The 22829-nt window shown below is 64.0% G+C and carries 20 protein-coding genes; 13 read left to right on the plus strand and 7 right to left on the minus strand.

The window, feature by feature from the left end; translation table 11 throughout:
* Positions 1–12 precede the first annotated feature (12 nt).
* From flgK to XH85_RS17580, 6 genes are all read left to right on the plus strand, one after another.
* On the plus strand, positions 13–1896 hold the full coding sequence (flgK, locus tag XH85_RS17555; protein WP_128932801.1) for a flagellar hook-associated protein FlgK: 1884 nt from the start codon (positions 13–15) through the stop codon (positions 1894–1896).
* A 21-nt stretch (positions 1897–1917) separates the two neighbouring features.
* Entirely contained in the window at positions 1918–3801 is a 1884-nt protein-coding gene (locus XH85_RS17560) for a flagellar protein (protein ID WP_128932802.1), read from the plus strand.
* 71 nt (positions 3802–3872) lie between these two features.
* Entirely contained in the window at positions 3873–4658 is a 786-nt protein-coding gene (locus tag XH85_RS17565) for a hypothetical protein (protein WP_128932803.1), read from the plus strand.
* Complete coding sequence (locus XH85_RS17570) at positions 4648–6294, plus strand: hypothetical protein (RefSeq protein ID WP_164940786.1); 1647 nt, start codon at positions 4648–4650, stop codon at positions 6292–6294. Before XH85_RS17565 ends, XH85_RS17570 begins: the two co-directional genes overlap by 11 nt.
* Position 6295: 1 nt before the next feature.
* The gene (locus XH85_RS17575; RefSeq protein ID WP_128932805.1) at positions 6296–7531 is read left to right on the plus strand and encodes an ATP-grasp domain-containing protein; all 1236 of its coding nucleotides are present in this window, start codon (positions 6296–6298) and stop codon (positions 7529–7531) included.
* The gene (locus XH85_RS17580) at positions 7528–9024 is read left to right on the plus strand and encodes a pyridoxal phosphate-dependent decarboxylase family protein (protein ID WP_128932806.1); all 1497 of its coding nucleotides are present in this window, start codon (positions 7528–7530) and stop codon (positions 9022–9024) included. The genes XH85_RS17575 and XH85_RS17580 overlap by 4 nt, the downstream gene beginning before the upstream one ends.
* A gap of 71 nt (positions 9025–9095) precedes the next feature.
* Here XH85_RS17580 and flbT read toward each other — a convergent pair whose 3' ends face one another.
* On the minus strand, positions 9096–9521 hold the full coding sequence (gene flbT / locus XH85_RS17585; RefSeq protein WP_128932807.1) for a flagellar biosynthesis repressor FlbT: 426 nt from the start codon (positions 9519–9521) through the stop codon (positions 9096–9098).
* Positions 9522–9845: 324 nt separating this feature from the next.
* Between flbT and XH85_RS17590 the strand changes: the two genes are divergently transcribed.
* Positions 9846–12089 carry a DUF1522 domain-containing protein gene (locus XH85_RS17590; protein WP_128932808.1) on the plus strand — a complete coding sequence of 748 codons (2244 nt, stop codon included), beginning with the start codon at positions 9846–9848 and terminating at the stop codon, positions 12087–12089.
* 24 nt (positions 12090–12113) lie between these two features.
* On the opposite strand, the gene XH85_RS45150 is transcribed toward XH85_RS17590, so the two are convergent.
* Positions 12114–12266: a hypothetical protein gene (locus XH85_RS45150; protein WP_164940658.1), complete on the minus strand. Its 153-nt coding sequence runs from the start codon at positions 12264–12266 to the stop codon at positions 12114–12116.
* 147 nt (positions 12267–12413) lie between these two features.
* Here XH85_RS45150 and XH85_RS17595 point away from each other — a divergent pair, with 147 nt between their 5' ends.
* The 3 genes from XH85_RS17595 (at position 12414) to flaF (ending at position 17799) form a co-directional block, all read left to right on the plus strand.
* Complete coding sequence (locus XH85_RS17595; RefSeq protein ID WP_128932809.1) at positions 12414–14657, plus strand: DUF1522 domain-containing protein; 2244 nt, start codon at positions 12414–12416, stop codon at positions 14655–14657.
* A 241-nt stretch (positions 14658–14898) separates the two neighbouring features.
* Positions 14899–17139, plus strand: coding sequence for a DUF1522 domain-containing protein (locus tag XH85_RS17600; RefSeq protein ID WP_128932810.1), 2241 nt, complete (start codon positions 14899–14901; stop codon positions 17137–17139).
* A gap of 291 nt (positions 17140–17430) precedes the next feature.
* Positions 17431–17799: a flagellar biosynthesis regulator FlaF gene (flaF, locus tag XH85_RS17605; protein WP_027560338.1), complete on the plus strand. Its 369-nt coding sequence runs from the start codon at positions 17431–17433 to the stop codon at positions 17797–17799.
* 59 nt (positions 17800–17858) lie between these two features.
* Here the strand turns inward: flaF and XH85_RS17610 are convergent, their stop codons facing one another.
* The 4 genes from XH85_RS17610 to XH85_RS17625 all read right to left on the minus strand — a co-directional run bounded on the left by XH85_RS17610 (position 17859) and on the right by XH85_RS17625 (position 20378).
* On the minus strand, positions 17859–18218 hold the full coding sequence (locus tag XH85_RS17610) for a hypothetical protein (protein ID WP_128932811.1): 360 nt from the start codon (positions 18216–18218) through the stop codon (positions 17859–17861).
* A gap of 158 nt (positions 18219–18376) precedes the next feature.
* Positions 18377–18874 carry a hypothetical protein gene (locus XH85_RS17615; protein WP_091898034.1) on the minus strand — a complete coding sequence of 166 codons (498 nt, stop codon included), beginning with the start codon at positions 18872–18874 and terminating at the stop codon, positions 18377–18379.
* Between the two features lie 11 nt (positions 18875–18885).
* Positions 18886–19254, minus strand: coding sequence for a flagellar assembly peptidoglycan hydrolase FlgJ (flgJ, locus tag XH85_RS17620; RefSeq protein WP_164940787.1), 369 nt, complete (start codon positions 19252–19254; stop codon positions 18886–18888).
* A complete protein-coding gene (locus XH85_RS17625) occupies positions 19254–20378 on the minus strand; it encodes a flagellar basal body P-ring protein FlgI (RefSeq protein ID WP_128932813.1) in 1125 nt (374 codons plus the stop codon). Before XH85_RS17625 ends, flgJ begins: the two co-directional genes overlap by 1 nt.
* A gap of 282 nt (positions 20379–20660) precedes the next feature.
* Here XH85_RS17625 and XH85_RS17630 point away from each other — a divergent pair, with 282 nt between their 5' ends.
* A complete protein-coding gene (locus XH85_RS17630; RefSeq protein ID WP_128932814.1) occupies positions 20661–21074 on the plus strand; it encodes a flagellar assembly protein FliX in 414 nt (137 codons plus the stop codon).
* A 3-nt stretch (positions 21075–21077) separates the two neighbouring features.
* On the opposite strand, the gene XH85_RS17635 is transcribed toward XH85_RS17630, so the two are convergent.
* A complete protein-coding gene (locus XH85_RS17635) occupies positions 21078–21449 on the minus strand; it encodes a winged helix-turn-helix transcriptional regulator (RefSeq protein WP_128932815.1) in 372 nt (123 codons plus the stop codon).
* A 150-nt stretch (positions 21450–21599) separates the two neighbouring features.
* On the opposite strand from XH85_RS17635, the gene XH85_RS17640 reads away from it, so the two are divergent.
* The gene (locus tag XH85_RS17640) at positions 21600–22211 is read left to right on the plus strand and encodes an NAD(P)-dependent oxidoreductase (RefSeq protein ID WP_128932816.1); all 612 of its coding nucleotides are present in this window, start codon (positions 21600–21602) and stop codon (positions 22209–22211) included.
* Positions 22212–22426: 215 nt separating this feature from the next.
* Complete coding sequence (dksA, locus tag XH85_RS17645) at positions 22427–22792, plus strand: RNA polymerase-binding protein DksA (RefSeq protein ID WP_128932817.1); 366 nt, start codon at positions 22427–22429, stop codon at positions 22790–22792.
* Positions 22793–22829 lie beyond the last annotated feature (37 nt).

Consider the following 22829-nt stretch of genomic DNA (forward strand, 5'->3'; position numbering starts at 1 on the left):
CGGGTAAGTAACATGGGTTTGAGTTCAGCCCTCGCCAGTGCGATGAGCGGTTTGCGTGCCAACCAGGCCGCGCTCTCGATCGTCTCGTCGAACGTCGCAAATTCGCAGACGCCGGGTTATATCGTTCAGACGCCGAACCAGATCGAGGTCACCACCGGCGACTTCGGCTCGACGGCGATGACCACTGGCGTCAGCCGCGAGCTCGACAGCTACGTGCTGAACCAGCTGCGGACCGAGACCGGCGGCAGCGGCTACGCCGACCAGATGGCCAACATCCTTAAGCAGCTTCAGAATGTCTACGGCACGCCGGGCAACGACGGCACGCTCGAAAGCGCGCTCAACAAATTCACCACGGCACTCCAGGCGTTGTCGACCAGTTCGGGCGCCTCGTCGGCGCAGACCGTTGCGCTGGGCGCGGCGCAGGCGCTGGCGCAGCAGCTCAACGTCACCACCAAGGGCATCCAGTCGCTGCGCTCCAATGTCGAGCAGGATCTCGGCACCTCGGCGCTAGCCGCCAACGCGGCGATGCAGAAGGTCGCCGATATCAACACCAAGCTCCAGGGCCTGTCGGCCAACGACCCCTCGGCGGCCACGCTGATGGACCAGCGCGACCAGGCCATCAACACGCTGTCGAAATATGTCGACGTCCGCGTCACCACCGACGGCTCGAACCAGGCCAACATCTACACCACGACCGGCATTCAGCTCGTCGGTGCCGGGCTCGCCTCGCAATTCTCTTTTGCGTCCACCGGCGCGCTCTCGGCAACGTCGCTCTACAACAGCGATCCGGCCAAGTCCGGTGTCGGCGCGCTCACGATCAAGCTGCCGAACGGCTCGCAGCTCGACGTCGTCGCCAACAACGTGGTGTCTTCCGGCCAGATCGCGGCCGATCTGAAGCTGCGCGACCAGACCCTGGTGCAGGCGCAGACCCAGCTCGATCAGCTCGCCGCGACGATGTCGAGCGCGCTGTCCGACAAGACCACGGCCGGCAGTACGGTCTCGGGCCCGCCGGCCGGATTCGATCTCGACCTTGCCGGTGCGCAGCCTGGCAATACCGTCAACATCACCTATACGGACACGGCGACCAATACCCAGCGCCAGATCACGCTCGTCAACGTGACCGATCCGGCGGCGCTACCGCTGCAGAACGCGACGAATGCCAACCCGATGCGGATCGGTGTCAACTTCTCCGGCGGCATGGGAGCGATCGCGTCTGCGCTCAATACCGCGCTATCAGGCACGCATCTGTCGTTCGCCGCCGCCCCATCGCCGGCGACGGCCACGACCCTGCGGGTGACCGATGACAACACCGGTCTTGCCAAGGTCAATTCGGCCTCGACCATCAAGACGATCTCGTCGCTGACCTCGGGCAATCCGCAGCTGCCGCTGTTCACCGACGGCGGGCAGGCGCTCTACACCGGTGCCATCACCGCGTCGGGCTCGCAGATGACCGGCCTTGCCGGGCGCATCGCCGTGAACACGCAGCTGGTTTCCGATCCGACCCGGCTGTCGGTCTACAATACCTCGCCGGTGACGCCCGCGGGCGACACCACGCGTTCGGATTATCTCTATTCGCAGCTCACCAGTGCGGTGTTCTCCTATTCGCCGCAGACCGGCCTCGGCTCGGCGAACCAGCCCTTTACCGGCAGCGTTTCGAACTACCTCCAGCAGTTCCTGAGCATCCAGGCCAATGCCGCGACCCAGGCGACCCAGCTCCAGCAGGGCCAAAGCGTGGTGGTCTCGACGCTCCAGGCGAAGTTCGACTCGACCTCCAAAGTCAATCTGGATTCGGAGATGTCGAACCTGATCCAGCTCCAGAATGCCTATGCCGCCAACGCTCACGTGATGTCGGTGGTGCAGAGCATGATGAACACGTTGCTCCAGGCTCAAGTGTAGCAAGTAACAGGGCTCTGAAAGATGTCGATCAGCAGCATCAACTACTCTTCGTCGATTCTCGGCGCGCAGATCCGCAACATCAATGAGCAGCTCACGGATCTGTCGACGCAACTCTCGACCGGCAAGCTGTCGCAGAACTATTCCGGCATGGGCACCAACGAGGGCTTTGCGATCGCCGGACGCGCGCAGCTCTCCAACATCGCCGCCTATACCGACACGATCACCAACGTCAATGTCAGCATCAACCTCGCCAATACCGCGCTGCAGTCGCTGACGAAGATCCGCAACACGGTGCAGACGGGCTCGGCCAGCACCGCGCAAGACCTCAACGTCAACGGCCAGACGGTCGCGCAGAACACCGCCGCCGCCCAGTTCGGCTCGATGGTCGGCGTTCTCAACACGCAGACGGGCAGCCGCTATCTGTTCTCCGGAACGGCCGTCAACACCCAGTCGGTCGCGGATGCCGGCGACATCATCAATGGCACCACGACGCAGGCGGGCTTCAAGACCGTCATGGCGGAGCGCCAGGCCGCCGATCTCGGCGCCAATGGCATGGGCCGCCTGGTGCAGACGCAGCCGACGCCGAGCTCGGTGCGGGTGTCGGAGGACGTCGCCGGATCGCCGTTCGGGCTCAAGATCAAGGCGGTCTCTTCGACGCTGACAGGTGCGACCGTCACCGGCCCGAGCGGCTCGCCGGTGTCGTTCTCGGTCGATCTCAACGGCGTCAACCCGAACAACGGCGACAAGCTCAGCGTCCAGTTCACGCTACCGGACGGCACGACCGAGCAGATCGACCTGACCGCCTCGACGGCGACGCCGACCCCGCTCGGCAGCTTCGCGATCGACGCGAGCGTCCCCGTCAACCCGAACAACACGGCCGCGAACCTCAACACGGCGCTGAACACCGCGATCACCAAGCTCGCCAACACCTCGCTGGTGGCGGCATCCGCGGTGGTCGCCGGCGACAATTTCTTCGACACGGCGAGCTCTGCGATCGGCACGCCCGTCAACAACCAGGCTGCGCCGCCGGCCCCCGTCACCGGCGCGACGGCACTGTCCGGCGCGAGCCCGTCGGACTCGATCTCGCCGGGCTTCGTCGCCGGCGACACCATCACCATCAACGGCACCACGCTGACCTTCGTCAGCTCGGGTGCGACCGGCAACCAGCTCAACGTCACCGACAGCATCCAGACCCTGCTGAGTAAGATCGACCAGATCACGGGGACGTCGAAGCCCTCGACCGCCCATGGCGGTTCGATCACGATCAACACCGACGATGCGGCGAGGCTCAACATCACGAGCTCGAACACGGGGGCGCTGGTTTCGCTCGGTTTCGGTTCGACGCCCGTGATCGCCACGCAACCGCCGCTGCGCGTCGGTTCGTTCCCGGCGAGCTCGGCAACCACGCTGGTGAACGGCTCGGCCAATACGGTGAAATGGTATTTGGGCAATGACGGGCCGGGCTCGCCGCGCTCGACCGCGATGGCACGGGTCGACGATGCCGTCACAGTGCAGTATGGCGCCCAGGCGAATGAGGATGCGATCCGCCGGCAATTGCAGGCGATCGCGGTGTTCGGGACTTTCTCGACCTCGCCGACCGGGCAATATTCGGGCGGGCAGGTTTCCGCGCTGAGCCTGCGCGTGACGCAGGCGCTGACCCAGCAGCCCGGTCAGCAGCGCATCGAGGACATCCAGACCGACATCGCGATGGCCCAGAACACGATGAAGGACGCGACCACGCGCCAGACCCAGGCCAAGGCGCAGCTCCAGACCATCATCGACCAGGCGGAATCGGCCTCGCCGGACCAAGTCGCGAGCCAGATCCTGGCGCTCCAGAACGCGCTCCAGGCGTCCTATCAGGTGACCTCGAACCTGGCGCAACTCTCGCTCGTCAAGTTCTTGTAAGGTCGCGTTAAGGCGCCGTTAACCATGCCTCTTTACCTCTTGGTGAGGATTGGAGCGGGGCGGGGCTGCCGATGTCGGACAAGATGCAATTGGTGGTGGCAACGCCATGCTTCGGCGGGCAGGTGTCGAGCATCTATGCGAGCTCGATCTTTGCGCTCCAGCGCGCCGTGCACGGCATGTCCAATCTCGAGCTCAAGGTGCACTTGCGCGACGGCGACGCGCTGATCACGCGCGCGCGGGCCAATCTGGTCGCGATGTTCCTGGACGATCCCAAGGCGACGCATTTCCTGTTCATCGATGCCGACATCGGCTTCAAGCCGGAGCAGGTGTTCCGGCTGATCGAATGCGGCGCCGACGTCGTCGCCGGCTGCTACCCGATCAAGCGGGTCAATTGGGACAAGGCGAAGCGCGCCGTCGAAGCCGGCCGCACCGATGTGCCGGCGGCCTCGCTCGACTACGTGCTGGAAATCGAGGATCCCGACCGCATCGTGGTCGTCAACGGCTTCACCCGCGTGCGCTATGCCGGCACCGGCTTCCTGATGATCCGGCGCCACGTGCTGGAAGCGATGTGCCGCCACCCGGATTATGCATCTCTGCAATTCTTCCGCGAGCATTCGCACGATACGCTGGCGGCAAGCCCGAACCGGTTCGCGCTGTTCGAATGCATGATCGATCCGGCGACCGGCACGTATCTTTCCGAGGACTTCGCCTTCTGCAAGCGCTGGACCGACATCGGCGGCGAGATCTGGGCCGACATCCAGAGCTCGCTCGACCACGTCGGACCGTCGGTGTTCCACGGCGACATCGCCTCGCAATTCGCGCCCGCGCCTGCAGCGGCGGCGGCCGATGCGGCGTGAGCCTTTCGGGATGAGCGCCGGCGCATCCCGTCTGTCAGCACCGGAACGCGCATCCGAGCGCGGCTCGCGTTACCGCCTGCGCGATCTCTTCACGCCGCTGGACACGCTGCTCGTCTCCGGCGGAGATCCGCGGCTGGCGCTCGACGCTAGCGATCGCGTCAACGCCTATGGCTGCGCGGCCTCGCCGGAGCCGGAGATCTGGAATTTCGCCTCCTCGACCGCATCGACGATCTCGCGAGCGGCCTATGATCGCGCCGCGCTCGCGCGCGAAGAGCTGATGCACAAGTGCCTGTTCGACGAGGTCGAGATCGCCTTCGATGCGCGCTGTGAAGGCATGCGCGAGGAGTTGCGCGGCCATTTCCAGCTCTCGCCGCGGGTCGATGTGGTGTTCTCGCCGTCCGGCACGGATTCCCAGCTCCACGCCCTGTTCGTGGCGCGCGCGGTGCTCGGCGCGCCGCCGGTGACGACCGTGGTCGGCGCCGATCAGACCGGCAGCGGGACGATCCATACCGCGCGTGGACACCATTTCAGCTCCATGACGGCGAGCGGCTTGGCGGTCCGCAAGGACGGCGCAGTTGCGGGGCTGGCCGACGCCAGCATCGCGCTGCCACTGCGCGAGGCGGGACCCGGGATCGCGATGCGCACGGATGCGGATGCTGCGGTGCTGGGCGCGATCGAGGCCACGATCGCGCAGGGCGCGCCGGTGCTGCTTCAGATCATGGATGCCTCGAAACTCGGCTGGCGCGCACCGAGCGCGGCCTGCCTCGACGAGATCGCGCGGCGCTGGCCGCGCAAGGTTCAGATCGTCGTCGATGCCTGTCAGGCCCGGCTCGGCCGCCGCCGGCTGCGCTCCTATCTCGATCGCGGTTACCTCGTGCTGATCACCGGCTCGAAATTCTTCGGCGGACCGGCCTTCAGCGGCGCGCTGCTCGTCCCGAAAGGCTTTTCGCGGTCGCTCGACCGGGTCGAGGCGATCGCGCCTGGCTTTTTCGATGTCGGCCGTTGCGACTGGCCGATGGCCTGGACGATCCTGCGTTCGCGCTTCGAGCGCCGGCCGAATTTCGGCCAATGGTTGCGCTTGGAGGGGGCGCTGGCCGAGATCGGCAGCTACTATGCAGTGCCAGGTGCGTTTCGCGCCAGGGCACTGGTCGAGCTCGCGGCCGGCATCGACAGCATGATCGCGCTGTCGCCGTCTCTTCGCCCCGTTCCAACCGGAATCGAGAAGGTCGGTGCGGACGACGAGGAGTTCGCGCAAACTACGATCTTTCCGTTTCTGCTGCTGCGCGACGGCAAGCCGATCTCGATCGCGGAGACGGGCGCCGTTCATCAGGCGCTGACGCGTGACATGAACGAAGAGATCGGCGGCCGCACGGCGGACCGGCAGGTCGCCGCGCAGCGCTGCCTGATCGGCCAGCCGGTCCGGCTGGAGCGCCAGGACGAGGCCCCGCTGGCCGTATTGCGCCTCTGCGTCGGCGCACGGCTCGTGACCGAGATCTGGTCCCCGGACATGGCGCAGGCGCAACGCAATTTGCAGCACGTGCTCGATCGCGTCGCCGACGTCCTGGTGAAGATCGAACTGTTGCTTGATCGTGGCGCGGCGGCGCCCATGCCGGCAAAGTCCGCGTTCGAGGTGTGAGATGCAGCAGCCGGTTTCCGTGCCGAAATTTGCCGACCGTATCGGCTTTGCGCAGTTGACGCGCCGGGCCTTCGAAGGTGTCGATTTGCAGCCGTTGCGCGACCAGCTCGTCGTCCGGATCACGGAGGGGACGGCGCAGGCCGGCGAAGGCCTGGATCTGTCGCTGATCGTCCAGCTCCTTGGCGACAAGGCGGCGGGGCTTGCGATCCAATCGGAGGTGCTGACCTTCCATCAGTTGTTTCGTACGCCCAGCGCGGCTCCGAAACCGGGCTTGCGCGTGCTCGCGCTTGCAGCCGACATCGACATGGGCGGCAACACGCCGATCGATTTCCTGCTCGAAGGTTCCGACATCGAACTGTTGACGCTCTACGTGGTCAAGGGCGTCGGTCTGCCCGAGAACTTGCCCGAGCACGACGTCGCCATCGTGATTGCATCCGATTCCGAGGAATGCCGGGACGCGCTCGCGCTGATCGAGAAGGCCGCACCCGAGTGGCCGCGGCCGCTGCTCAATCGCCCCGATCTCATCGGCAACCTCGATCGCGACAAGTTGTATCGGCTGCTGACGGGTGTGCCCGGCCTCGACATTCCCGCGACCGTCCACGCCACACGCGAGCAATTGTCGGATCTTGCGCAGGGGCGAATCGCCTGCGAGGCCATCGCGGACGAATTGCACTTTCCGATGATCGCGCGGCCGCGCGGCTCGCATGCCGGTGTCGGGCTCGCGAAGCTCATTGATGCGGCGGCGCTCGCGGCCTATCTCGCCGAACGGAAAGAGCAGGACTTCTTCGTCGCGCGCTTCGTCGACTATGTTAGCCCCGACGGGCTCTACCGCAAATATCGCCTCGCTATGGTCGACGGCAAGCCTTACGCCTGCCACATGGCGATCGCCGATCGCTGGGACATCTGGTATCTAAACGCCTACATGGCGTTCAGCGAGGAGAAGCGGGCCGAGGAGGCCGTCTTCATGCTCGACTTCGACCACGCCTTTGCCGCGCGCCACAAGAGCGCGCTCGAGGAGATGAGCAGGCGCGTCGGCCTCGACTATTTCATCGTCGACTGCGCCGAGAACCAGAACGGCGAGCTCCTGGTGTTCGAAGCCGACAACACCGCCGTCGTGCACAACATGGATTCGCCGGTCGTGTTTCCGTACAAGCCGCCCCAGATGCGCAAGATATTTGCGGCGTTCACGGCGATGCTGTCGCGGCATGCGCGAGCGGGCAAGGGAAGCGCAACATGAACGAGATCATCCGCAACACCCAAAGCTCCGTCACCCACACCTCGCTCGATCCGCAGGACTGGAGCGAATTTCGCGCGCTGGCCCGTCGCATGTTAGACGAGGCGATCGATGGCATCGCCAATGTTCGTGCGCGCCCCGTCTGGCAGCCGATCCCCGACGAGGTCCGCGCGGCATTCAAAGCCGACGTGCCGCGCGAGGCGAGCGACCTTGCCGATGTCTATCGTGAATTTGCCGCGCATGTCGCGCCCTATGCGACCGGCAACGTCCACCCGGGCTTCATGGGCTGGGTCCATGGCGGCGGCACCGCGGTCGGCATGCTCGCGGAGATGCTGGCAGCCGGCCTCAATGCCAATCTCGGCGGACGCGACCACATGCCGATCGAGGTTGAGCGCCAGATCGTCGCGTGGATGCGCCGCCTGTTCGCCTTTCCGGAAGACGCGAGCGGCATCTTCGTCACGGGCACGTCGATGGCCAATCTGATGGCGGTGCTGGTGGCACGTACGAACGCACTCGGCACGCTGGCGCGCCAGCACGGTATCGGCAATGACGGCGCACTGTTTACGGCCTATACGTCGCACGCTGCACATGGCTGCATCTCGCGGGCGATGGACATTGCCGGGCTCGGCACGGATGCGCTACGCAAGATCGGTGTCGATGCCGATCATCGCATCGATGTTGCCGCGCTGCGCGCGCAGATCGCTGTTGACCGCGAGGTCGGCTTCAAGCCGTTCCTGGTGGTCGCGTCTGCGGGTACGGTCGATGTCGGCGCGATCGACGATCTCAGAACAATCGCGGAGCTGTGCCGCGAGGAAGGGATCTGGTTTCACGTCGACGGTGCCTTCGGTGCGCTCGCAATTCTCTCGCCTGAGCTCGCGCCACTGCTCGGCGGCATCGAGCTCGCCGATTCCATTGCGCTCGATTTCCACAAATGGGGACAGGTGCCGTACGATGCCGGCTTCCTGCTGGTGCGCGACGGCGAGCAGCATCGGCAGGCCTTTGCGCAGCCGGCGGCCTATCTCAGTCGCGAGGCGAGGGGGCTTGCGGCCGGCACGGTCTGGCCCTGCGATCTCGGCCCCGATCTGTCGCGCGGCTTCCGCGCGCTGAAGACCTGGTTCACGCTGAAGACGTTCGGGACCGATCGCCTCGGCGCGGTGATCGCGCGAAGCTGCGCGCTGGCAAAATATCTGGAGGCGCGCATTCTGGCCGAGCCGCGGCTGGAATTGCTGGCGCCGGTGAACCTCAACATCGTCTGCTTCCGGTATCGCGCAGGCGACGCGGTCAACCGCGAGGTTGTCGCCGACATCCAGGAGTCCGGCATCGCGGCACCGTCGAGCACGACGCTGGACGGCAAGTTCGCGATCCGCGCGGCGATCGTCAATCATCGCACCGAGGAAACAGACATCGATGCGCTGGTTGCGGCCGTGCTCAAGTTCGGCGCGCAGCGCAGCGGCGGCCTGATCGAGGTCGAGGCGCCGCCGCTCGCGGCGCAGTGACCACGAAACGCCGATGAAAACGAACCCGGAGCTGATCCGGGCCATTGTCGTTCAGGCAGGATGCGGCTCGATCAGGCGGCCGAACTGACGTCGCCGTTCGGATGGGTGGCTTTGTACTGATCGCGCAGCTTGTCTTCATAGGCGATCAGCTTGCGGGCCTCCTTGAGGGCCCGATAGAGGTCGCCGCTCATGATGTTGTTGTTGATGCCTTCGATGATCGGCCAGGAGCTCGGCACCGCGGTGACGATGTCACGCACGAGATTGAAGTAGGTGCCGTGCTGAGTCTGCGGATCCGGCGAAATGTACATCAGCTGAACCGCCAGATAGACGAGCTTGGCGGGGGTGTCGGCGGTCTCCGGCGTGAGGATGTCGCGCTCGCGCAGGATCGGCACGTTCTCGCCGTCGATCAGAAGACGTGCGCGCTGGTCCGTGTTGGTGATCACGGAGTTGCCGACGATGATCCGTTCGTGCGGTTTAAGCTCGACCTTGAGAGCCATGCCTGTTCTCCATCGATTGTTTTGTAACGAACTCCTGCGCGCCCACGCGATGACGGCAGTCGGCTCTGATTTGGAGCTGATCCTTGCCGAATGTGGTTAACGGGTCGTAAACGCCGGAAATTGCGGTAAAAAACTTAGCATTTTCAGGTGATTGAGTGCTGTCGAGACCGCGGCGGGGAAGCTCTCGATAGGCCGATTTGGGGCGCGACGCGAACAAACCGGAGATTTCATTTCACGGATTGTTAGAGGCTTGGACGCACGGTCCGCCGGTCGTTTGATCAATCTCGGTCAAGCAGGACGCGTAGCTACCAGAAAGGTAACAGTATGTCCGGTATCGTTCTCTCCTCCTCGGTTCGCCAGAACCTGCTCTCCCTCCAGTCCACCGCCGACCTCCTCGCCACCACCCAGTCGCGTCTGTCGACCGGCAAGAAGGTGAACACGGCACTGGATAACCCCACCAACTTCTTCACCGCCCAGTCGCTCGACAACCGTGCCAGCGACATCAACAACCTGCTCGATGGCATCGCCAACGGCGTGCAGGTGCTGCAGGCCGCCAACACCGGCATCACCTCGCTCCAGAAGCTGCTCGACTCCGCGAAGTCGATCGCCAATCAGGCGCTGCAGACCACGGTCGGTTATTCGACCAAGTCGAACGTCTCGACCACGATTGCTGGCGCGACGGCCTCCGACCTGCGCGGCACCACGACTTACACCAGCACGACCGCGCTCTCCAACGTGCTGTTCTCCGGCGCTGCCGGCGGCGCGACGGTTGCGACCGGAACGACGACGCTCGGCGGTGTCTCGGCTGCCCTGACCGGCTCGGCTGCAGTGGCTGGCGACGGTACGACCGCCTTCAGCGGCGCCTTGAAGCTGGCCGGTACCGCCGGTGCGACGACCATCGCCGCCAACGGCGCTCCCACCGATGGCGAAACGCTGACCGTGGATGGACACACGATCACTTTCAAGGCCGCGGACGTTCCGACCGGGGCGAATATCCCGTCGGGATCCGGTACCATCGGCAATGTCCTCACGGACGGTAACGGTAACTCAACCGTCTATCTTGGCGCTACGGCTGCGACGGGTACTGCGCAGGACCTGTTGAATGCCATCGACATTGCCAGCGGAGCTCAGACGGTCTCGATCGCCAGTGGCGCTGCGACCCTGAGCGGCGGCGCAACTGCTAACAGCATCGCTGCCGGCAAGGTCACTCTGAACACGGGTACCGGCGCTGACCTCAGCATTTCCGGCAGGTCCGACCTTCTGAAGGCCCTCGGCCTGACGGGCGCGGCGGGCAGCGGCCAAGTCACCGTCACCCAGGCGCGCTCGACCTCTTCGACCACGCTCGGAACCCTGATTCAGGACGGATCGACGCTGAACGTGGACGGCAAGACGATCACGTTCTCGAACGCGAAGACGCCCACGACAGTCGCAACGGGCTCCACCCAGGTCGGCAATCTGGTCACGGATGGAAACGGCAACTCGACCGTTTACCTTCAGGCCGGCAACGTCAACGACGTTCTGAATGCCATCGATCTCGCGACCGGTGTGCAGACCGTCAAGACGGCGGGTGCTTCCGGTGCCCTGCAGACGACCGCAGGCGCCAAGAACTCGTCGATCGTGGCCGGCGCGCTCAACCTCTCGACCGGTGCGAACGTGGATCTATCGATCACTGGCACCAAGAATGCGCTGTCGGCGCTCGGCCTGACGGGCTCGACCGGCACCGGCACCGCCTTCACGGCGAGCCGTTCCGCGGCGTCGGGTGGCATCTCGGGCAAGACCTTGACCTTCTCCTCTTTCAACGGCGGCGCGGCGGTCAACGTCACCTTCGGCGATGGCACCGGCGGCACGGTCAAGACGCTCGATCAGCTCAACACGCAGCTTCAGGCCAACAACCTGACGGCGACGATCGACGCCAACGGCCTGCTCACGGTCTCGGCCACCAACGACTATGCGTCCTCGACGATCGGATCTGCCGCCGCTGGCGGCACCATCGGCGGCACGATCACTTCGACCCTGACCTGGTCGAACGCGACCGCGCCGGTTGCTGATGCTGTTGCCCAGGCGACCCGCACCAACCTGGTGTCACAGTACAACAACATCATGACGCAGATCGACACGACCTCGCTGGACGCGTCGTTCAACGGTGTCAACCTGCTCAACGGCGATCAGCTCAAGCTTGTGTTCGACGAGACCGGCAAGTCCAACCTGAGCATCACCGGCGTGACCTTCAACTCGAAGGGTCTGGGTCTGGCTGGTCTGGTGCAGGGCACCGACTTCATCGACAACGCCGCGACCAACAAGGTGCTGACCAAGCTGAACACGGCCTCGAGCACGTTGCGCTCGGAAGCCTCGACGCTCGGTTCGAACCTCTCCGTCGTGCAGGTGCGTCAGGACTTCAACAAGAACCTGATCAACGTGCTCCAGACCGGCTCGTCCAACCTGACGCTGGCCGACACCAACGAGGAAGCGGCCAACAGCCAGGCGCTGTCGACCCGCCAGTCGATCGCGGTCTCAGCGCTATCGCTGGCCAACCAGTCGCAGCAGAGCGTGCTCCAGCTGCTCCGCTAATAAGCGTCTGAAATCGCAATCAAGTCATGGCGGCGGGGCTTCGGCCCCGCCGCTTTCTTTTTGCGCAGCCGATCGAGAGGTGGTCTGGCGGCTCTGAAAAAGTAACTGTTGGTTATGGTTAACAGGGAGCAAACGCCGAAAAAACGTGAAGAGTTTCAGGTCGATCGTCACCGGCATCGACTCGCTTCCGCTGCCTTATGGTGAATCGGCGCTTACGGCTCGTGAGCAGATTTCATCCTTTGTTAGCCATGTCCGCGCAAGCTGTGCCCGTCACTCGATCCGAAGCGATCGAACGAAGACGCGTAAACCAGAAGGGTAAGAGTTATGTCCGGTATTGTTCTCTCTGCGTCGGTTCGCCAGAACCTGCTCTCTCTCCAGTCCACCGCCGACCTCCTCGCCACCACCCAGTCGCGTCTGTCGACCGGCAAGAAGGTGAACACGGCACTGGATAACCCCACCAACTTCTTCACCGCCCAGTCGCTCGACAATCGTGCCAGCGACATCAACAACCTGCTCGATGGCATCGCCAACGGCGTGCAGGTTCTGCAGGCCGCCAACACCGGCATCACCTCGCTGTCGAAGCTGCTGGATAGCGCCAAGTCGATCGCCAATCAGGCGCTGCAGACCACGGTCGGCTATTCGACCAAGTCGAACGTCTCGACCACGATTGCTGGCGCGACGGCCTCCGACCTGCGCGGCACCACGACTTACACCAGCACGACCGCGCTCTCCAACGTGCTGTTCTCCGGCGCTGCCGGCGGCGCGACGGTTGCGACCGGAACGACGACGCTCGGCGGTGTCTCGGCTGCCCTGACCGGCTCGGCTGCAGTGGCCGGCGACGGTACGACCGCCTTCAGCGGCGCCTTGAAGCTGGCCGGTACCGCCGGTGCGACGACCATCGCCGCCAACGGCGCTCCCACCGATGGCGAAACGCTGACCGTGGATGGACACACGATCACTTTCAAGGCCGCGGACGTTCCGACCGGGGCGAATATCCCGTCGGGATCCGGTACCATCGGCAATGTCCTCACGGACGGTAACGGTAACTCAACCGTCTATCTTGGCGCTACGGCTGCGACGGGTACTGCGCAGGACCTGCTGAATGCCATCGACATTGCCAGCGGAGCTCAGACGGTCTCGATCGCCAGTGGCGCTGCGACCCTGAGCGGCGGCGCAACTGCTAACAGCATCGCTGCCGGCAAGGTCACCCTGAACACGGGTACCGGCGCTGACCTCAGCATTTCCGGCAGGTCCGACCTTCTGAAGGCCCTCGGCCTGACGGGCGCGGCGGGCAGCGGCCAAGTCACCGTCACCCAGGCGCGTTCGACCGCTTCGACCACGCTCGGAACCCTGATTCAGGACGGATCGACGCTGAACGTGGACGGCAAGACGATCACGTTCTCGAACGCGAAGACGCCCACGACAGTCGCAACGGGTTCCACCCAGGTCGGCAATCTGGTCACGGATGGAAACGGCAACTCGACCGTTTACCTTCAGGCCGGCAACGTCAACGACGTTCTGAATGCCATCGATCTCGCGACCGGTGTGCAGACCGTCAAGACGGCGGGTGCTTCCGGTGCCCTGCAGACGACCGCAGGCGCCAAGAACTCGTCGATCGTGGCCGGCGCGCTCAACCTCTCGACCGGTGCGAACGTGGATCTATCGATCACAGGTTCGGGCAACGCATTGTCCGCACTCGGCCTGACTGGCTCGACCGGCACCGGCACCGCCTTCACGGCGAGCCGCGCCGCGTCGGCCGGCGGCGTCTCGGGCAAGACCTTGACCTTCACCTCTTTCAACGGCGGCGCGGCGGTCAACGTCACCTTCGGCGATGGCACCGGCGGCACGGTCAAGACGCTCGATCAGCTCAACACGCAGCTTCAGGCCAACAACCTGACGGCGACGATCGACGCCAACGGCCTGCTCACGGTCTCGGCCACCAACGACTATGCGTCCTCGACGATCGGATCTGCCGTCGCTGGTGGCACCATCGGTGGCACGATCACGACCTCACTGACCTGGACGAACGCGACGACGCCGACCGTCGACGCAGTTGCCCAGGCCACCCGCTCGAACCTGGTTGCCCAGTACAACAACATCATGTCGCAGATCGACACGACGTCGGTGGACTCCTCCTTCAACGGCGTGAACCTTTTGAACGGCGATCAGCTCAAGCTGGTGTTCGACGAGACCGGCAAATCGAGCCTGAACATCACCGGCGTGACCTTCAACTCGAAGGGTCTGGGTTTGGCTGGCCTGGTGCAGGGTGTCGATTTCATCGACAACTCCGCGACCAACAGGGTGCTGGCCAAGCTGAACGCAGCCTCGAGCACGCTGCGTTCGGAAGCCTCGACGCTCGGTTCGAACCTCTCCGTCGTGCAGGTGCGTCAGGACTTCAACAAGAACCTGATCAATGTGCTCCAGACCGGCTCGTCCAACCTGACGCTGGCCGACACCAACGAGGAAGCGGCCAACAGCCAGGCGCTGTCGACCCGCCAGTCGATCGCGGTCTCAGCGCTATCGCTGGCCAACCAGTCGCAGCAGAGCGTGCTCCAGCTGCTCCGCTAATAAGCGTCTGAAATCACGGAACTAAAACCGGCGGCGGGCTTCGGCCCCGCCGCTTTTTTCGTTCGTGCAAAAGCTCGATGGAGCCCGTGTTCCGAGCCGGTGAGGGCGCTAACCCTGCATTAACCCTATCCCTTAAGTCGCCGTTAACCATACTTTAAAGGACAGCCCCTAAAACTCGACAAAAGCCCGCTTTCCAGATCGGCGAGCCCGATTCGTATCCGGTTCAAAAGGAAGACCGCCAATGTCCAACATCGTTCTCTCGGCGTCAGTTCGCCAGAACCTGTTGTCGCTGCAATCAACGGCCGACCTGCTCGCCACCACCCAGTCCCGACTGTCGACCGGCAAGAAGGTCAACACGGCGCTGGACAACCCCACCAACTTCTTCACCGCGCAGGGGCTGGACAATCGGGCGAGCGACATCAGCAACCTGCTCGATGGGATCAACAACGGTGTGCAGGTGCTTCAGGCGGCCAACACCGGCATCACCTCGCTGCAGAAGCTGATCGACAGTGCCAAGTCGATCGCCAACCAGGCGCTCCAGACCACGGTCGGCTACTCGACAAAGTCGAACATCTCGACCACGATCCCCGGCGCGACGCCCGCGGATCTGCGCGGCACCACGAGCTACACTTATGCGACGGCGACCGGCAACGTCGTCACCAACGGCACGGCCGGCGGTACGACTCCGATCACCACTGGCACCACGCTCGGTGGCATTTCGCAATCCCTGACCGGTAACGCCGCTCCCGACGGTGCCGGCACCGCTGCCAGCCTGGCTACGGGTCTGACTCTGCTTGGTACACCGAGCGCCACTACCATCGCGACGAACGGTGCTCCATCGGACGGCGACGTCCTCATCGTCGACGGTAAGACCATTACCTTCAGGGCCGGGGCTGCACCTGCGGTCGCCAACGTTCCCGCCGGCTCCGGCAAGAACAACAACGTCGTCACCGACGGTAATGGCAACTCCACGGTTTACCTCGGAACAAACGCTTTGCCGGCTGCAACTGTCCAGGACGTGATGGATGCGATCGATCTCGCAAGTGGCGTGCAGAAGGCTGCGATCGCGGGCGGCACCGCAACCCTGTCGAACTCCTCGGGCACCAACGCTTCCATCGCCGGCGGCCAGCTCACGCTCACCACCGGCACCGGCGCCGATCTCAGCATCACCGGCAAGGCCGACTTCCTCAAGGCGCTGGGCCTGACGACCGCGACCGGCTCCGGCAATGTCAATGTGACCAAGGCGCGTCTGACCACCTCGGCCACGCTGGGCACGCTCGTTCAGGACGGCTCCACGCTCAACGTCGACGGCAAGACAGTCACGTTCAAGAACGCGGCCGTCCCTGCCGCGGCGCCGACGGGGTCGACCAAGATCGGCAACATCGTGACCGACAACAATGGCAACTCCATTGTCTATCTCCAGGGCGCAACCGTCCAGGATTCGCTGAACGCGGTCGACCTGGCATCGGGCGCCGGCATCGTCAGCGCCGGCGCCGTGGTCGCGGCGAGCGGATCGTCGCTGTCCTCGGTCGTCAACGGCGCTCTCAAGCTCAGCACCGGCACCACCGCAGATCTGTCGATCACCGGAACGGGCAACGCGTTGTCCGCGTTCGGGCTGACCGGTCCGACCGGCACGGGCACCGCCTTTACCGCGGGCCGCTCGCCGGGTCCGGGCAGCATTTCCGGCAAGACGCTGACCTTCACCTCCTTCAACGGCGGCACGCCCGTGAACGTCACCTTCGGCGACGGCACCAACGGCACGGTCAAGACGCTCGACCAGCTCAATAACCAGCTTCAGGCCAACCACCTGACGGCGACGATCGACGCCAACGGCGTGCTCACGATCACCACCGTCAACGAATACGCCTCTTCGACGCTCGGCTCGGTGACCGCCGGCGGCGCCGTCGGCGGCACGATCACCGGCACGGTTGCCTTCACGACCGCGCAGCCGCCGATCCAGGATCCCGTGGCGCAGACGGCGCGCTCCAATCTGGTCAACCAGTTCAACAACATCCTGGCGCAGATCGACACCACCTCGCAGGACGCTTCGTTCAACGGCGTCAACCTGCTAAACGGCGACACGCTCAAGCTCGTCTTCAACGAGACCGGCAGCTCGACGCTCAGCATCAACGGCGTGGTGTTCAACGCGGCCGGCCTCGGCCTCAGCAACCTCGTCAACGGCGTCGACTTCATCGACAACGGTGCGACCAACAAGGTGCTGGCGAGCCTGAATGCGGCCTCGAGCACGCTGCGCTCGGAAGGTTCCGCGCTCGGCTCGAACCTCTCGATCGTGCAGGTGCGCCAGGACTTCTCGAAGAACCTGATCAACGTGCTGCAGACCGGCTCGTCCAACCTGACGCTGGCCGACACCAACGAGGAAGCAGCCAACAGCCAGGCGCTGTCGACCCGCCAGTCGATCGCGGTCTCTGCGCTGTCGCTGGCCAACCAGTCGCAGCAGAGCGTGCTCCAGCTGCTCCGCTAATCTCGCAGCGCAGGACAATGAACGGGAATATCGCGGCGGAGCTGATGCTCCGCCGTTTTTATGGAGATCGCTAAGACAGGATTAGCTGAGATCGATGCGCATCATGCGAGACGTGTTTACAGCGCGCGTGTGCACATCTAGCTTCGCGATGGAGAGGGACTCCGCGACCCGTAATAAACCGGAGGGCTTCCAAGCACACACGTAAGCAAATCTTAAGCGGTGCTGCCTAGGGTTGGGAAAGAAATCCTTAAGCGCGTTCAACGGGCTAGGTAAACCTCCAAGGTGTGATTGATGTCGAATTCTGCTGCCTCAGCTTATGCGCGCGTTGCAACGACCACCGCATCTCCTCGCGACATCGAGGCGCAGACTCTGCTCAAGGCCGCGAACAAGTTGCAGGATGCCGTCAACAGCGCCGATCCACTCAGCGAGCAGACCATGCAGGCCCTGATGTTCAACCGCAAGCTCTGGACGATCTTCTTGAGCGAGGCCATGCGTGACACCAATCCGCAGCCGCTCGACGTCCGGCAGAAGATCGCCAACATCAGCGTGTTCGTGCTGAGCCAGACCGCAGCATTGCAGATGAGCCCGCAATTCGATCACTTCCGTCCGCTTATCGAGATCAACAGGAATATCGCTGCCGGTTTGTCCGGCCGACCGTGATCGCGAACATCATGAGCTCTCGACCGTCGTTCTCACAGGCCAAGCTCGACGCCTGAGCGTCAGGCGCTGCGGTCGGTGCTGAGCGGACGCGAGTGTTCGGACTTCAGATCAAGCGCATGGAAATAGGCCCGCCGGCGCAGCATCGCTTCGTCGGGAAACTGATTGACCACCGCGTCGGTCCTCTCGTTGACGACCTGGAAGACGAAGGATGCGGCCGCCTGGTCGAACACGACCTGACGCGAGACGTTCTCGTGGTTCGGCAAATCATTGCGCACGGGCGCGCCCGTATCGCTCGCGGCGACCGTCTGGCTCACCGGCAAATCAGTTTGCACAGCCTCGTTCGCCGCCGCGTTCGACGTCGTTACGATCTGCACGGGGGCCGGGATCCCCACCGGCCGGATGCTGAAATCTGTACTCATGGCAGCCTCCTGGTTGCCTTGCTTGAGTCAAATCCCACCCCTCTAATCGCGCAAGCATGGAACACCAAGCCTGAAGGTCCGGTTAGGGAACATGCCTAACCGCGCGACGACATCGCCGCGCGGTTTTTTATAAAATTGTCTCTTGTTATTGCGGGCGCTCAGAGCGAGCGGCTGACCGCGAGCGGCGTGATGTGGCGCGGGCCGGGAGCCGCGCGACGACCGGCGGCGGTATAGGTGTTCGGCACGTTGCGCTTCTGGATCTCGGCATTGACGCCGCGCACGACGCTCTCGGACACGGCGTGTGCGGTGGCGAGCACGGTGAGGTTGACCTGAAGCATCGCGCGGAATGCGTCGTGGTGGCGATGCAGCGTCGAGAGCAGCTCGGGCGCAGATTTCGCGAGCTGGACCTGGTTCGCCTTCAGCTGGCTGACGGCGCCGACATAGTTTCGCGACAGCTCCTGCTTCTTGCCCTCGAGCGTCATCGCCTCGTGGACCTTGCCGGCGCGCACGAGCTCGGTCTCGCGCTCGATCAGTCCGAGCAGGGCGCTCATCGCATCCATCAGGTTCTCCGCGAGCTTGCGGGCCTCGGCGCTGCCGGGCGCAATATTCGGACGCTGCGCTTGCATCGGCTGACGTGAGGCGTTGAAATGGTTCATCTCGTTTAACCTTATGCCGTGCGGATCGTTTTCGCCTGCTGCATGATCAAGGTGCGGTAGACTTCGTTGGCGATGCCGACGCCGCCGGCCTTGGCGAAGTTCTTGGAATATTGCTCCGTCAGCATCGAGCGCCACACCCCGGTGCCGGGCGTGTCGCCGAACGGGCCTTCGCCCTTCAGGCCGGAGGTCATCTGCGAGAACATGCTGTTGAGGAACATCGCCTCGAAATCGGTGGCGGTCTTCTGCGCCTTGGCCTGCTGTTGCGGCGAGACCTTTTGCAGAGCGCTCGCGAGCTCGAAGTCCGGCCGGCCTTTGCGGCTCTCGACCGAGAAGGCCGAAGAGGTGGCGGCGCGCGGGGTGTTGATCGTACCGGTCTGCATCACATCACCTCGATGTCGGCTTCGATCGCACCAGCGGCCTTGATCGCCTGGAGGATGCTGATCATGTCGCGGGGACCGATGCCGAGGCCGTTGAGGCCGTCGACGAGCTGCTGGAGCGACACGCCGTCCTTAACCACGGCCAGCTTCTTGCCGTCCTCGGTGACAGTGACGGCGCTGCGTGGCGCGACCACGGTCCGTCCCCGCGACAACGGGTTGGGCTGGCTCACCTGCGGGCTCTCGGAGATCGTGACGGTGAGGTTGCCTTGCGCGACCGCGACGGTGGCGACGCGGACGTCACGGCCCATCACGATGATGCCGCTCCGCTCGTCGATGATTATCTTGGCGGCGAGATCGGGATCGACCTGGAGCTGCTCGATCTCGGTGAGAAAGGCGACGACGTTGCCCTTGAACTCCGGCGGGATCGACAGCTGCACCGTCGAGGGGTCGATCGGCTCGGCGGTCTTGACGCCGAGATAGTCGTTGACGGCGGCCGCGATGCGCTTGGCGGTGGTGAAGTCGGCATTGCGCAGGGCCAGACGCACGTTTGGCAGGCGATTGAGTGCGAACTCGATTTCGCGCTCGATGATGGCGCCGTTGGCAATGCGCCCCACGGTCGGCACGCCGCGCACGATTTTCGCCGCTTCGCCCTCGGCCTGGAAGCCGGAGATCGCGAGCGAGCCTTGTGCGACCGCATAGACGTTGCCGTCGGCACCTAACAGGGGTGTCACGAGCAAGGTCCCGCCCTGCAGGTTCTTGGCATCGCCGAGCGCTGAGACGGTGACGTCCATGCGCGTGCCCTGTGTGGCGAACGCCGGCAGGTTGCCCGTCACCATCACGGCGGCGACGTTGCCGGTGCGGATGGTGGCGCCGCGGATGTTGACGCCCATGCGCTCGAGCATCGCTTGCAGCGACTGCTTGGTGAACGGGATGTTGTTGAGCGTGTCGCCGGTGCCGTTGAGGCCGACGACGAGGCCGTAGCCGATGAGCTGGTTCTGCCGCACGCCCTCGATGTTGGCGAGGTCCTTGATTCGCGATGTCGCGCTTGCAGGCGTGACCGAGAGCGCCAGCGCTGACAGCGCGGCACAGGCCACCCCAACAATCCTCACCCACCGAACGCCTGACATCCTCTGCTCCCCAAGGCTCCTTAAAAGGCTCCTCAAATCGAAGGACCGGCTGCGACACTCCCATGACGAGCTGGTCCGGCGCTTTCCTTGCGAGCGCTGTGCCAACCCGGGGCAGCGAGGGTAGGTGGCTGAATAGGTTGAATAAATCTGTTTCGATCGGTGTCAGCCGACGTTCGCCCTGAGGCGCGAAACTGCCGCCTGTCGGCAGATTTTGCCGAGCCGTTTACGCGCCGTTAACCATAAAACGGCGAAGGTGAGGCATCGATCACCCGGATTGCTGCGATGCGCATCTACGGACCGAACGGCACCACGCTTGGAGCGCCGGCCAGCCAGGCCAGGCGGACGGGATCCGGCACCTTCGTCCTGCCCGACACCTCGTCGGCGCAGGAGACGCGGAGTGCTGCGGCGCCGAAAGCTGCCGCTAACATCGATGCGCTGCTTGCACTGCAAGGCGTCGACGAGGATCCGGTCGAGCGCCGCAAGCGCTCGGTCGCCCGCGGTAGGACCGCACTCGACGTGCTCGACGATCTCAAGATGGGGCTCCTGTCCGGCAATCTCGACGCGTCGACCGTGATGCGGCTGCGCGATGCCGCAGCGAACCTCAAATCGTCGTCGGGAGATTCCGGTCTCGATGCTGTGCTTTCCGAGATCGAGCTGCGCGTCGAAGTCGAGCTCGCCAAGGCCGGGCAGGCGTAGCCCTTACGCCGCTTCCTCCTTCTGCTGTGAATCGTAGCGGCGCTGGGCGGCGAGCACGTCCTTCAAATTCTGCTCGGCCCAATCGCGCAGGGGATCGACCGCCGCCGCCAGCGTCAGCCCGAGCTGCGTGATCGAATATTCCACCGTGACAGGCACGGTCGCGATGGCACGGCGCCTGAGCAGGCCGTCGCGTTCGAGCGATTTGAGAACCTGACTCAGCATCTTCTGTGAAATGCCCTCGATCGTGCGGCGCAATTGATTGAAGCGCATCGGCTCCTCGCGCAGCAGCAAGAGGATCAGCACCGCCCATTTGTCGCCGACGCGATCGAGGATCTGGCGCGTCGGACAGTTCGCTGCATAAACGTCGGGTTTCATCGTCGGGTCCTCGGATCCATTCTGACCGTTTGCGAATAGGCATGCCGGTTACTCCAGCGTTATCAGGTAAGCACAAAGTGCTCTCTTAACACCAGCATTCTTTGCGATATCTAGTAACCACTAGTTACTATAGCAGCAAAGGAGCCTTCCATGAAAATCGCAGTCGCCGGCGCCTCGGGCCGGGCCGGGTCGGAAATCACCAAGGAACTGTCCCTTCGTGGCCATACGGTTACTGCTATTGCCCGCAATCCGGAAAAGATCGCGGCCCTGCCGAACGTCACGCCCACCAAGGGCGAGGTGCTCGATCAGGCCGGCCTCGCGAAGCTGTGGGCCGGACACGACGTCGCCGTGAGTTCCGTGCACTTCCTGGCCAGCGATCCGCTCAAGCTGATCGGCGCGGCGAAAGACTCGAAGGTGGGCCGTTACATCGTCGTCGGTGGCGCTGGCAGCCTAGAGGTCGCTCCGGGCGTGAAGCTAGTCACGACTCCCGGATTTCCCGCCCAGTACAAGGCCGAGGCCGAGAAGGGTTCCGCCTTTCTGGACCTGTTGCGGCAGGAAAAGAACCTGAACTGGACCTTCATCTCGCCGTCGGCGCTGTTCGTCGAGGGCGAGCGGACGGGCAGGTTCCGGCTCGGGACCGACCAACTTCTCGCAGATGCGAACGGCAAGAGCTGGATCACCTTCGCCGACTACGCCATTGCGCTCGCCGACGAGATCGAGCGGCCGGCCCATCTGAGGCAGCGTTTCACGGTCGGTTACTGAGCCGGCAGCCGCCCCCGGGTCTTTGCGGATAAACGTTCTTGTGCAAGGACTTGGGGGTGGCCCCCGAGCGATCAGGGAAATATTGTCTGTCATAGGAGGCCGCTATATAAGGCCCCGCTCAACGGACCCCGTTCCGTTTGCGAGTCGTTGCTTAGACAGATAGGCCACCCTTGGAAAAGTTGAAAAACTACCGACCGACCGACAAAGAGCCTTTCATGAACGACCGGCAGAAGGAGTACTTCCGATTGAAGCTCCTCGCCTGGAAGGATGAGATCCTCAAAGAGTCCAAGCTCACCCTGCAAGCCCTGCAGGAGGAGAACGTGAACCACCCCGATCTTGCCGATCGGGCTTCGTCCGAAACCGACCGTGCCATCGAACTCCGCGCCCGCGACCGCCAGCGCAAGTTGATCTCCAAGATCGACGCCGCGCTTCAGCGTATCGAGGACAACACCTATGGTTATTGCGAGGAAACCGGCGAGCCGATCTCGTTGAAGCGGCTCGAGGCCCGGCCCATCGCGACGCTCTCGGTGGAAGCGCAGGAGCGCCACGAGAAGCGCGAGAAGGTCTATCGCGACGAATAGAGCCCGAGCCGCAGAGTTGCGGCTCTTTGTTTTTGGA

This window comes from Bradyrhizobium zhanjiangense (assembly GCF_004114935.1).
GTDB classification, from domain to species: Bacteria; Pseudomonadota; Alphaproteobacteria; order Rhizobiales; family Xanthobacteraceae; genus Bradyrhizobium; species Bradyrhizobium zhanjiangense.